A 12,307-nucleotide genomic window follows, 5' to 3' on the forward strand; every position below is an offset into this window, starting at 1 on the left:
CGCGATAAGGATATAGCGCGCAAATGTTGAAAATGGTGCTGGTCACTGCCCGCGATCGGGCACGGCTGAAAGAAATCTCCACCGTGCTGATCCGTTATGGATTGCAGGATGTGATTCGTCTGCTGGGTCTGAGCAATCTGTTAAGCGGTGCTGAAGGCAGCAGTGAAAGGCAAGACGGTCAAACATTGCCGCAGCGCCTGCGTGCGGCGCTGGAAGCCTTGGGGCCGACCTTTGTTAAGTTCGGCCAGATCCTGGCTACCCGTTCAGATCTGTTGGACGCAAGCTGGACCGACGAACTTGACCGTCTGCACAGTCAGGCAAGCACCCTTTCGTGGGAGCAACTGGCACCACAGATCCGGGCAGACTTGAAGGGTGACCCGCACAGCCTGTTCGCCGAATTTGACGAAACCCCGCTGGCCGCTGCCTCGATGGCGCAAATTTACCGCGCCCGCCTGCACAGCGGCGAAGCGGTGGTGATTAAGGTGTTACGTCCCGGCCTGGCAAAAACCATTCAAGCCGACTTGCGCCTGCTGACCTATCTTGCGGAAACCGTGGAGCAACAGAGCCCGGCGCTGGCCCGTTATCGTCCGCGGCAGATGGTCAGAGCCCTGGCAACCGCGCTGACGCATGAACTGGACCTGACTCACGAGGGTAACAACTGCGAACGGGTCGCCCAACAGTTTGCCCAGCAGCCCAACGTGGTGATTCCGAAGATTTACTGGCAATGGTCGTCTCAGCGCCTGCTGGTGCAGGAATTTCTACCGGGTATCGCACCGGAAAATCCGCAGCAACTGGCGGCGGCAGGATTAGATGGCCCATTACTCGCTCAGCGCGGCGCACAGGCCTTTATGAAAATGGTGCTGGAGCACCGTCTTTATCATGCCGATCCGCATCCGGGTAACGTAATGGCGTTAGCGGATAATCGCGTCGGCTTTATCGATTTCGGTATGGTCGGGCAGCTTTCCGAACGGCGACGTAATCAATTGCTGCTGTTGCTGCAGGCCACCGCCGAACGAGAATCCGCCGGCATCGTCAACACTTTGATCGCCTGGTCGGACAGCGATCCTTTGGATCTGCTGGATCTGGAGTTGGCGGCGCAAAACTTTCTCGATAAACAGGCCTCTGCCACTCTCACACTGGGCAAGGCGCTGACCGATTTGTTGGTGATGGTGCGTGAGCATCAGTTGGCACTGCCGCCAGACCTGGTGTTGCTGTTCAAGGCGTTAATCACGGCCGACGGCGTGCTGCATCGGCTGGATCCCCATTTCGATATCATCGCCACCCTGAAACCTATGCTGCAACAGGTGATGCTGCAGCGTTATACCCCGGAGGCGGTACGTCGGCGCATGCTGGCATTGGGCGGCGAGGCATTGGACGCCAGTGAAGAGCTGCCGCAAACCTTGCGGCTGCTGATGCGCCGTCTTAAAGGCGGGAAAATCAGCGCCGATATCAACGTCAAGAATATTGATCAATTGAGCAAGGCACTGGAGCGAGCCGCCATCACCCTGGCCATTGCTATTGTCACCGCCGCCTTCGCGTTGGGCCTGGCGCCCTATCTGATGCACTCTTCCCTGCGGTTGTGGGGTATTCCACTGTTTCCGGCGCTGGGCGCGCTGGCCTGCCTGGGTGGTGTCTTGCTGCTGGTACTGCGTCTGCGGCGCTGAACAGTTTCAGCGTTATCCGATAGGTAGCCAGGCATTTCACGCGCACTATCACCCTGCTCGCTGACATCAACGGTTTCCTTCGCAGACAGCGAGCGTTTATAATGACAAATCAATAATCTGCAGCATTTTCGTTGGCAGTAGCTATGAGGCACACATGAAAAAGATCCTGATGGGCGCAGCCGCCCTGCTGTTCGCCGGCGCATTGGTCGGCTGCAATCAGCTGACCCAGTACACGCTCAGCGAGCAGGAAGTGAATGATTACCTGCAAAAGCACAACGATTACCAGAAGCAGATCGGCGTGCCAGGGCTGTTGGACGCCAATATCGTGCTGACTCAGCTAAAGAGCCAAATTGGGCGTAGCGAACCGGGCAAGGTTACCCTTTCCGGCGATGCGAAAGTGAATATCACTTCCATTCTGGGCCCGCAGACCGCGGACCTGAAGCTGACGCTGAAGGCGCAGCCGGTGTATGACCGCGAGCAAGGCGCGGTGTTCCTCAAAGACATGGAGTTGACCGACTACAGCGTGCAGCCGGAGAAAATGCAGACGGTGATGAAGGCCCTGACCCCTTATCTGAATCAATCGCTGAAATCCTATTTCGATCAAAAGCCGGCCTATGTGCTGAACCCGGATAACAGTAAAACAGAAGCCATGGCCAAGAAACTGGCTAAAGGGTTGGAAGTGAAGCCGGGTGAACTGGTTATTCCATTTACCGACTGACGCTGACATTAAAAAAACAAAAAGCCCGCTGTTAACGCGGGCTTGATATTTTTCAGACGTTAATACGCCGGAAAACGGTGAGATTATTGCGGTTCGCTATAGGTGATTTTACCGGCGTTGCAGTCGAGGGTAACATTGTAGGTTTTATCCATTTTTGTGCCCCGTACCGTTAACGGCACCTGCCATACCGCGTCCTTGCCGGTAATCGCCTCCGGACTGATCCAGGCTATCGGGGTAGCGGTACCCAGCAGCTTTTTATCCGACTCCCAGCGCGTAATGCGGTTCTGCAGGTAATCGCGTTTCACCTGAGCGGCGACGTCTGTAGGTTGCAGACCCGCGCATTGTGCCACCTTTGCGCTGCGTTGTTCCTGCGCCTGCACCGTGGTGGTAAAACCTACCGTGGCCAACAGTGCTACGGCCAAACTCAGTCCCGTTGCTTTCATATTCCCTCCAGTTGTGATTTACGCTACCCGCGGGCGCCTGCCCTTGGCTCACAACTGGTCTGGCAAAAGATCAGCGTTTGGCGAAGGTGATGACGAACAGCTCATCGAGCCCCGGATAGATTTCCTTGATCACCTGCTTCAGTTCGCTGAGCGACATGTTTTCTTGCTGGGCGTGCTGCTCGGTTAACGCATCCAAACGCACCGGCGTAACCGACAGCACTTCAATCATGCAGAAGAAAACACCGTCTTCATTGCGGCTAACGCGTAAAACCTCACCGGGTTGAAAGTGAGACTCACTGGCGTCCCGAATGGTAATGGTCTTGCGCCCGGCCAAAATGTCTTGCTCAAAGCGAGTGAAGAAAGTTATTTCACGGCTCATTCTAGATCCTTTTTCATCACATTACCGCAACATAAGTCATTATGCTGCCTGCTTTTCTGACGCAGATCCCTCTTTTGGGGTAGCAGCAGGTTTTTCCGTTTTCACTTTAGCAGCTTTCTTCGGTGTTTCAGTCGGCGTCGCGCCGCGCAAAATCTGCCCCAGCGCATCTTTATTTTCCGCCAGGAAGAAGCTCAGGCCTTCTCGCTGTTCGTCATCCAGCTCAAGCGGAGCCTGCTGCAGCCACTCACCCAGGCTGTCGGCCAGATCCAGCATTTTGTCGTAAGCGTCGGCTTCTTTCTTGGTCGCGAAAGTCATCTTTTCCTCACCGTTTCTCACCACCACATATTTAACTTCAACCGCCATGTGTGCATTCCTCAAAGGTTAGAATACTGTATTTATAACCAGTATAAGGTGATTATACGCAGGGATGCAAGCGCCCCCCTGACGCGACTTATTTCAACAACCGCACCTTGCAGTTCTTACCCTTGATTTTGCCTTGCTGCAGCTGCTGCAGCGCCTTACGCGCGCTGGCCTTGCGGATCGCCACGTAGGCATGCACCGGGAACATGTCGATTTTACCCACTTCCGCCGCCGTCAACCCGGCCTCGCCGGTCAGTGCGCCGAGAATATCGCCAGGACGGATCTTGGCTTTACGCCCGCCGTCGATGCACAGGGTGACCATTTCGGCTTCCAGCGTGGTGTTTCCCGCACCGCTTAACTCGGACACCGGGGCCCAGTTAACTCTGATCTGCAGATACTCTTCAATCGCATGCGCACGCGTCATTTCCTGTGGCGTACACAGGCTGATCGCCAGGCCGCTCAAACCGGCACGACCGGTACGGCCGATGCGGTGCACGTGCACTTCCGGATCGAACGCCAGCTCGTAGTTGACCACCAACTCCAGCTCTTTAATATCCAGACCGCGCGCAGCAACGTCAGTTGCTACCAGCACCCGGCAACTGCGGTTGGCAAAACGCACCAGCACCTGATCGCGATCGCGCTGTTCCAGATCGCCATGCAGCGCCAGGACATTAATGCCTCGCGCTTCCAGCGCTTCGTACACGCTCTGACAATCGCGTTTGGTGTTGCAGAACACCACGCAAGAAGAAGGTTGGTAATGACGAATCGCCGACACCAATACCGCCGGGCGTTGATCGCGGGTCGTTTCGTAGAAACGTTGTTCGATGGTGGTTTGCTCTTCACCGTCGTCCACTTCCACATTCAGCGGCTCGCGCTGCACGCGAGCGCTGATGCGTTCGATCCCGCTCGGATAGGTTGCAGAGAACAGCAGCGTCTGACGTTGCGGCGGCGTGTAGCTGATCACATCGTCGATATCGTCGGCAAAGCCCATGTCCAGCATGCGGTCGGCTTCGTCCAGCACCAGCACCTTCAGTTCATCCAGCACCAGCGTTTTCTTGCGCAGGTGTTCCTGAATACGCCCCGGCGTGCCCACCACGATATGCGGCGCGTGCACCAGCGAATCGAGCTGCGGCCCCATCGGTTGGCCCCCGCACAGGGTCAGAATTTTGATGTTCTGAGTGAAGCGCGCCAGACGACGCAATTCTTTGCTCACCTGGTCCGCCAGCTCACGCGTCGGGCACAGGATCAGTGCCTGAGCGGCCACTTGGGAAACGTTGATTTTGTCCAGCAGGCCAATGCCGAACGCCGCCGTTTTACCGCTGCCGGTTTTTGCTTTGGCACGTACGTCCTGCCCTTTCAGGATGGCGGGCAATGCGGCAGCCTGCACCGGCGTCATTTCGGCATACCCCAGTTCGTTGAGGTTGGCCAACTGTTCGGCTGGCAGCGGCAGGGAAGAAAAAGAAACTGTGCTCACGGCGATAACTCTTATATGGCAAATGGAATGGCGGCGCGCCCACGGCAGCACCGAATCAACCGCAGATGATAACAGAGATAGTCAGGATTACGGATTTCACACATAAAAAAAGCCGCCAGCCGGGGTTTTACCTCAGAAACCGACAACGCGTGTGCCACCGGCTGCACACGCAAACGTTTTCGTATATACTGCTCGCCCACAATCAGACCGCGTTACTCTCCACAGATCCAGGTACGAGACTATGTTAACTATTGGAACCGCCCTGCGCCCCTCCGCCACCCGCGTTATGCTGCTCGGCTCCGGCGAGCTGGGAAAAGAAGTTGCCATCGAATGCCAGCGTTTGGGGCTGGAAGTGATTGCCGTAGATCGTTACGCCAATGCCCCGGCCATGCACGTCGCCCATCGCAGCCACGTTATTAACATGCTGGACGGCAACGCGCTGAAAGCCGTGATTGAACAGGAACGTCCTGATTACATCGTGCCGGAGATCGAAGCTATCGCCACCGGCATGCTGGTTGAACTGGAGCAGCAAGGGCACCGTGTGGTGCCGTGCGCAGAAGCGACGCGCCTGACCATGAACCGCGAAGGCATCCGTCGCCTGGCGGCAGAAACGCTCGGCCTGCCGACCTCCAGCTACCGTTTTGCCGACGGTGAAGAAGCCTTCCGTCAGGCCGTCGACCAAATCGGCTACCCATGCATTATCAAACCTGTCATGAGCTCTTCCGGCAAGGGACAAAGCCTGATCCGCAGCCCGGAGCAGCTGAAAACCGCCTGGGATTACGCCCAACAGGGTGGCCGTGCCGGCGGGGGACGGGTGATTGTCGAAGGCCTGGTGAAGTTCGATTTTGAAATCACTCTGCTGACCATCAGCGCCGTCGATGGCGTACATTTCTGCGCACCGATCGGACACCGTCAGGAAGACGGGGATTACCGTGAGTCCTGGCAGCCGCAGCAGATGAGCGAACTGGCGCTCAGCCGCGCGCAGGCCATTGCGGAAAACGTGGTGAAGGCACTGGGTGGATTTGGCCTGTTCGGCGTCGAGCTGTTTGTCTGTGGCGACGAAGTGATTTTCAGCGAGGTTTCACCGCGCCCACACGATACCGGCATGGTGACCCTGATTTCACAAGACCTGTCTGAATTTGCACTGCACGTGCGTGCTTTCCTCGGTCTGCCGATTGGCGCAATCCGTCAGTTCGGTCCTTCTGCCTCGGCGGTGATCCTGCCACAGCTTACCAGTAGCGACCTGCGTTTCAGCGGGCTGGATCGTGCACTGACCGGCCACAATCAGCTGCGTTTGTTCGGCAAGCCGGAAATTCAAGGTCAACGTCGGATGGGCGTCGCGTTGGCGACAGCTGAAAATATCGAGTTGGCGGTAGAGTCGGCCAAGCAGGCTGCTGCTGCGGTGGTCATTGAAGGTTAAGGCTTTGGGGCCGGCTTGCCGGCCCCTGCAACATCAATAGTTTTCGTCTTCTTCCGAGTCATCATCACCCTGATCGTCCGGGCGTTCCTGATACTCTTCATCGTCATCTTCGTCATCGAACATCACGCTAACCTGGTCACCCTGATGTTTTTCACGGATTTCCTGCGCAACCCGTGCGATGGCTTCACCACTGCTCATGCCTTGTTCCATCAGCTGATGGATACGATCCGCAGCTTCCTGCTGCTCTAGATGGCTTAACGACGGCATACCTGCAAGCATGTGTTTCTCTCCGGTAAAATGGAGGGCGAGTATACCCCTTAAACCGGCGGATCCCAACGCCTGTTATTCAGCGGCCGGTTGTGAGCAATGATCGCCGTGTCGCCACTGTTTCAGGCGATGCAACCAGAGCATGACGTGCCAGCCCTGCTTAAGGCCGCGCGCGTTGGTGGACATCGCTCGATCGATACCGTGCTGGTAGAACTCATCGGTGATCCGGCACTGCGCCGCCAGTTCGGGCTCGCGGCGAATGCTGTGACAAATTCCCAGGGCTTCACGGGTGATCTGCCAGTGAAAAGCAGGACGGATACTGATTTTCCGTGCATAGCGCTGGTTCAACGCCACCAGCATCTCCACTATTTTCATATAATGGCGTTGATATTCAACGTTGGCCTGGCCTGTCCGGCGACGGTTGCTGATCGATTTATCGTGCACTCGCTGGCGATACAACGTTTTACTGAGATATTTCACCCGCTGCGCATTAAACATCACCTCGGTGGTCCAGGGAATATCCTGGTGGTGCAAACCCGGCTCAAAATACAACCGATGCTGTTTAATAAAATCAAGGCGATATACCGCCAGCCAGACCACATGAATAAATTTTCTCGATTTGAGCGCGCGTTCCAACCATTTCACTCCGCTAATAACGCCGGTGTCGCCCAAGCGGTTTTGCGGAATAATCGGTTGCAGTTCATCTTGGTCGGTGAAATAACGTTCACCGTTGCACTGCATGACATCCAATTGATTTTCTTCAGCCATTTCAATCAGGGTTGCATACATTTCCGGCGCCAGTAAATCATCCGCGTCGGGAAATGCCACATATTTTCCGCGTGCTACAGCCAACCCGGCATTGCGCGCACAGGATACGCCCGCATTGAGCTGGTCAATCACGGTAATATGAGGATGCCGTTGGGCATAGCGGTGGGCGATATCACCAGAGCCATCGGTGGATCCGTCGTTGACGATGATCACCTCCATGCGCCGCTCCTGTTGGGCTAACAGCGAGGCCAAAAACGGCTCAAACAGTTCACCCACGTTATGTAACGGGACGATGACACTCAGCATTAGGGGCATAGGCAGCTCTTCGCAAAAAGTAACGAATGAATATCTCTATTTTTTAAAAATATCAGGGTGCAATTAAATTAGAACGCAGTGCCCGGCGATAAAATGGGTATAAATGCGTCTTGTTACTGTTTATAGTTTTATACGAAACGTGCTCTTTTTGGGTATTTCTCGTCCGGGAACCGGTATTATCAGGCAATGTCATAAGTTCGCCTGATATTTTTGTGATCTCAATCAAAAGTAATAACGCAATAAAACTAATTACTAGGATTTAATTTATAAAACCCGATTCCAATGGATAAGATATATCCGAGTCATTAATTGATAACGCAGTTTTTAACATATTGGATTATAGTTGAAGTCGCAAAAAATGCTTCATTTGCAAATTTGTTGATTCATTGTTTATGTGAAGTGTGCTTTGTCCACACATGCTAGGACATGCGCCTATCGGCCGAATATGGCAGAATAGCCATCATAGACAGCCGCCCCGTCAGTCAGGTTTATTGAGACCCATGAGCGCAACCGCACCCAATCTAAAATCTTTGCCCTATACCCCCACCACCCTGCTGGAGCTGTTTGCTCCCCTTGCTCAACACCCCTGGGCCATGTTGCTACACTCCGGCTTTGCCGAACATTCGCATAATCGTTTCGATATTTTGGTCGCGGCCCCCAAGGTCACTCTGACTACCCGAGGGCAAATCACAGAAATCTGCCGCGGGATGGAGGAGCATCAATCACAGGAAGATCCTTTCCAGTTGCTGCAACAGCAGTTGGAACAACAAAACCAACATCCGGCAGCAAATACCGACTTGCCATTCCAGGGCGGCGCTCTGGGGCTATTCGGTTACGATCTGGGCCGCAGAGTGGAAAAACTGCCGCAAATGGCACAGGCGGATATCACCTTGCCGGACATGGCGGTTGGCATTTACGACTGGGCGCTGATTGCCGATCACCATAAGAAGACGCTAACGCTGCTCAGCTATGGCGATACTGAACAACGCTGGCAGTGGTTATGCAGCCAGCAATCTGAACCTCAGCAAGACTTCACCTTGACCAGCCGCTGGCAAGCCAACATGACACGGCAGCAATATGGTGAAAAATTCCAGCGCATCCAGCAGTATTTGCGTAGCGGCGATTGCTACCAAATCAATCTGGCTCAACGCTTTTCAGCAGATTATCAGGGCGATGAATGGCAAGCCTTTCAGCAACTGAACGCCAGCAATCGAGCCCCCTTCTCTGCCTTTTTACGTCTGCCGGACAACGCCGTACTGAGCGTTTCGCCCGAGCGTTTTTTGTGGCTGGAGAACCAGCAGATCCAAACCCGCCCTATCAAGGGCACGCTGCCGCGGCTGGCCGATGCCGAGCAAGATGCGCAGCAGGCGCAACGGTTGGCGAATTCCGCCAAAGATCGCGCGGAAAACCTGATGATTGTCGATCTGCTGCGCAACGATATCGGCCGCGTCGCCGAACCGGGCAGCGTCAAAGTTCCCGAACTGTTCGTGGTGGAGCCTTTCCCGGCGGTACATCATCTGGTCAGCACCATTACCGCCCTCCTGCCCGAACGCACGCCAGCAACTGAGCTGTTGCGCGCCTGCTTCCCGGGCGGATCTATTACCGGTGCGCCCAAGGTACGGGCGATGGAAATTATCGAAGAGCTGGAGCCACAGCGGCGTAACGCCTACTGCGGCAGTATCGGCTATATCAGCGCCTGTGGCACCATGGACACCAACATCACCATCCGCACTTTGTTCACCGAAAGCGGCCGCATTTACTGTTCGGCCGGTGGCGGCATCGTAGCCGACAGCCAGGAACAGGCGGAATATCAGGAAACTTTCGATAAAGTCGGCCGCATCCTACCGCAACTGGGGGAGTTTATCGCTTCGTGAGCCAACCGACTTATCCGACTTCGCTGGCGGCGTTTATCAGCCGCTTCCAGCTGCAATTGCCGCAGGCGTCACAGATTTCGCATAACGTTCGCCCTGCGGCGGTGCTGATACCCATTATCTGCCGGCCCGAGCCCACGCTGCTGCTCACCCGCCGTGCCGATTCCTTGCGAAAACATCCTGGCCAGGTGGCATTTCCCGGCGGTAAAACCGATGCCGAAGACGGCTCAGCGATTATTACCGCCCTGCGTGAAGCCCAGGAGGAAGTGGCAATCCCGCCCCAGGCGGTGACTATCCTTGGCCAACTGGCCCCGCTCGACAGCAGCACCGGTTTCCAGGTCACTCCGGTTGTCGGCCTGATCTCACCCGACGTGCAATTTAGCGCCAATGAAGATGAAGTGGCCGACGTTTTCGAAATGCCTTTGCACGAAGCGCTGACCCTCTCACGCTATTACCCGCTGGATATTCAGCGCGCCGGTCATTCGCACCGTATTTATCTCTCCTGGTATCAGAGTCAATTTGTCTGGGGATTGACCGCGGCTATCATTCGCCGCCTGGCGCAACAGGTCAGCATTTAGCCCCAATTCCGTGACGCCGATCACAAGCCAAACGGTTACCTGCACCAGCGGCACGGGTAAAGCGATCGGCATCACTTCATTTGTTTGCTTTTTCAACTACCGTTCTGGCTATCAGAGTTTTAAAAAAACTGTAAACCCTCTCTTCAACCTTACGAAATACCTGTAAAATACCGCCGTCCGGAATAAACCACTATTTCAGCAGGGTTTAAGCCGGCCGCGTTCAGCAGTGGAAGCTGGCGCGATTGCCATTAACCGAGTTTAGGTGGCGGCTGTTCTACGACTGGCCGAGCGCCTGCGGCAATCATAAACAGGACTGACACCAAGGATTATTTTATTTCATGCGAAAAAGGCAACCGAACCCGTACGGCCCTTTTACAATATCGCTGTTCCCTGCACGGTTTTTAACCGATGCAGCCATAACAATATGCCTCTAAGGAGTTTTAGCGTGATTAGCGTTTTCGACATGTTTAAGATCGGCATCGGCCCGTCCAGCTCTCATACGGTTGGACCGATGAAAGCCGGCAAACAGTTTGTCGACGATCTGGTAAATAAAGGCCTGATGCCTTCTATCACGCGTGTTGCCGTAGACGTTTACGGCTCACTCTCATTGACCGGTAAAGGTCACCATACCGATATCGCTATCATCCTCGGCCTGGCAGGCAACATGCCGGATACCGTTGATATCGATAGCATCCCGGGTTTTATTCGCGATGTAGAACAACGTCAAAGACTGATGCTGGCCAGCGGCCTGCATGAGGTAGATTTCCCGCGTGACGGCGGCATGGTGTTCCGCAGCGATAACCTGCCGCTGCATGAGAACGGCATGCAAATCCACGCCTTCGCCGGGGATAAACAAGTTTACAGCAAGACTTACTATTCTATCGGCGGTGGTTTTATCGTCGATGAAGAGAATTTCGGCAAAACCGATGCGCATGAATTGAGCGTTCCTTACCCGTTCAATTTTGCGCGTGAAATGCTGGAGCATTGCCGTGAAACCGGACTGTCGCTGTCCGGCATGGTGATGCAGAACGAACTGGCGCTGCACAGCAAGCAGGAGATCGAAACCTACTTCGGCAATATCTGGCAGACCATGCGCGCCTGTATCGACCGTGGCCTGAACACCGAAGGCGTGCTGCCTGGTCCGCTGCGCGTACCGCGTCGTGCTTCCGCATTACGTCGCCTGCTAGTTTCTTCCGACAAATTGTCCAGCGATCCGATGAACGTCATTGACTGGGTCAATATGTTCGCGCTGGCGGTCAACGAAGAGAACGCCGCCGGTGGCCGCGTGGTCACCGCTCCAACCAACGGCGCCTGCGGCATCGTACCGGCCGTGCTGGCTTACTATGACCACTTTATCGAATCCGTCAGCCCGGATATTTACATCCGTTACTTTATGGCAGCGGGCGCGGTCGGTGCTCTGTACAAAATGAACGCGTCTATCTCTGGCGCCGAAGTGGGCTGCCAGGGCGAAGTCGGCGTGGCCTGTTCCATGGCAGCGGCCGGTTTGGCCGAACTGCTGGGCGGCAGCCCAGAGCAGGTTTGCATCGCGGCGGAAATCGGCATGGAGCACAACCTGGGGTTGACCTGTGACCCGGTTGCTGGTCAGGTTCAGGTGCCTTGCATCGAGCGTAATGCCATTGCTTCAGTGAAGGCGATCAACTCGGCGCGCATGGCGCTGCGCCGTACCAGTGAGCCTCGCGTGTCACTGGATAAGGTGATCGAGACCATGTATGAAACCGGTAAAGACATGAACGCTAAATACCGCGAAACCTCGCGTGGCGGTCTGGCAATAAAAGTGCAGTGCGATTAACCCCAAACCCTGCCTTGATGGCGGGGTTTTTCTTGCCAGAATTTGTTGATAATCAAATCGCTAACGCCAATTAAGTGACAATGTCACAGTAAAATATGTCGGCAACGTCACATCGATCCTGCGGTTAACCCACAATTTCCCCCTCTGTTTCGCCAAATTTAAATAATTTACTGGGTTACCATCACTCTTGTATAACGACAGGCTAGAATTAGCCGAGTATCATTTTGGACTGTTTGGCCT

Annotated in this window: 12 protein-coding genes; 6 read left to right on the forward strand and 6 right to left on the reverse strand. The window is 55.0% G+C overall.

Features of this window, described 5'->3' with window-relative positions; genetic code table 11:
* Positions 1-23: 23 nt before the first annotated feature.
* Both NR114_RS10200 and NR114_RS10205 read left to right on the forward strand, forming a co-directional pair.
* The gene (locus NR114_RS10200) at positions 24-1,664 is read left to right on the forward strand and encodes an AarF/ABC1/UbiB kinase family protein (protein WP_234530059.1); all 1,641 of its coding nucleotides are present in this window, start codon (positions 24-26) and stop codon (positions 1,662-1,664) included.
* Between the two features lie 154 nt (positions 1,665-1,818).
* Positions 1,819-2,382 (forward strand): lipoprotein, encoded by a 564-nt coding sequence (locus tag NR114_RS10205; RefSeq protein WP_020827287.1) that lies wholly within the window; start codon positions 1,819-1,821, stop codon positions 2,380-2,382.
* Between the two features lie 83 nt (positions 2,383-2,465).
* Here the strand turns inward: NR114_RS10205 and yebF are convergent, their stop codons facing one another.
* From yebF to dbpA, 4 genes are all read right to left on the reverse strand, one after another.
* A complete protein-coding gene (gene yebF, locus NR114_RS10210) occupies positions 2,466-2,825 on the reverse strand; it encodes a protein YebF (protein WP_020827288.1) in 360 nt (119 codons plus the stop codon).
* A 70-nt stretch (positions 2,826-2,895) separates the two neighbouring features.
* Positions 2,896-3,204: a N(4)-acetylcytidine aminohydrolase gene (gene yqfB, locus NR114_RS10215; protein WP_020827289.1), complete on the reverse strand. Its 309-nt coding sequence runs from the start codon at positions 3,202-3,204 to the stop codon at positions 2,896-2,898.
* Positions 3,205-3,243: 39 nt separating this feature from the next.
* A complete protein-coding gene (locus tag NR114_RS10220) occupies positions 3,244-3,567 on the reverse strand; it encodes a YebG family protein (protein WP_115058644.1) in 324 nt (107 codons plus the stop codon).
* Between the two features lie 88 nt (positions 3,568-3,655).
* On the reverse strand, positions 3,656-5,038 hold the full coding sequence (dbpA, locus tag NR114_RS10225) for an ATP-dependent RNA helicase DbpA (RefSeq protein WP_048760146.1): 1,383 nt from the start codon (positions 5,036-5,038) through the stop codon (positions 3,656-3,658).
* Between the two features lie 241 nt (positions 5,039-5,279).
* Here dbpA and purT point away from each other — a divergent pair, with 241 nt between their 5' ends.
* Positions 5,280-6,458, forward strand: coding sequence for a formate-dependent phosphoribosylglycinamide formyltransferase (gene purT, locus NR114_RS10230; protein ID WP_174574350.1), 1,179 nt, complete (start codon positions 5,280-5,282; stop codon positions 6,456-6,458).
* A gap of 33 nt (positions 6,459-6,491) precedes the next feature.
* Here the strand turns inward: purT and NR114_RS10235 are convergent, their stop codons facing one another.
* Both NR114_RS10235 and NR114_RS10240 read right to left on the reverse strand, forming a co-directional pair.
* The gene (locus NR114_RS10235; protein ID WP_020827293.1) at positions 6,492-6,737 is read right to left on the reverse strand and encodes a YoaH family protein; all 246 of its coding nucleotides are present in this window, start codon (positions 6,735-6,737) and stop codon (positions 6,492-6,494) included.
* 63 nt (positions 6,738-6,800) lie between these two features.
* Positions 6,801-7,808, reverse strand: coding sequence for a glycosyltransferase (locus tag NR114_RS10240; protein ID WP_234530057.1), 1,008 nt, complete (start codon positions 7,806-7,808; stop codon positions 6,801-6,803).
* 500 nt (positions 7,809-8,308) lie between these two features.
* On the opposite strand from NR114_RS10240, the gene pabB reads away from it, so the two are divergent.
* The 3 genes from pabB (at position 8,309) to sdaA (ending at position 12,067) form a co-directional block, all read left to right on the forward strand.
* Complete coding sequence (pabB, locus tag NR114_RS10245) at positions 8,309-9,682, forward strand: aminodeoxychorismate synthase component 1 (RefSeq protein WP_116690302.1); 1,374 nt, start codon at positions 8,309-8,311, stop codon at positions 9,680-9,682.
* Positions 9,679-10,257 (forward strand): CoA pyrophosphatase, encoded by a 579-nt coding sequence (locus NR114_RS10250; protein ID WP_046373330.1) that lies wholly within the window; start codon positions 9,679-9,681, stop codon positions 10,255-10,257. Before pabB ends, NR114_RS10250 begins: the two co-directional genes overlap by 4 nt.
* A 445-nt stretch (positions 10,258-10,702) precedes the next feature.
* Positions 10,703-12,067 carry an L-serine ammonia-lyase gene (gene sdaA / locus NR114_RS10255; protein WP_041414647.1) on the forward strand — a complete coding sequence of 455 codons (1,365 nt, stop codon included), beginning with the start codon at positions 10,703-10,705 and terminating at the stop codon, positions 12,065-12,067.
* Positions 12,068-12,307: the final 240 nt, after the last annotated feature.

The sequence above is a fragment of the Serratia sp. Ser99 genome, from assembly GCF_024519545.1.
Lineage (GTDB): Bacteria > Pseudomonadota > Gammaproteobacteria > Enterobacterales > Enterobacteriaceae > Serratia > Serratia liquefaciens.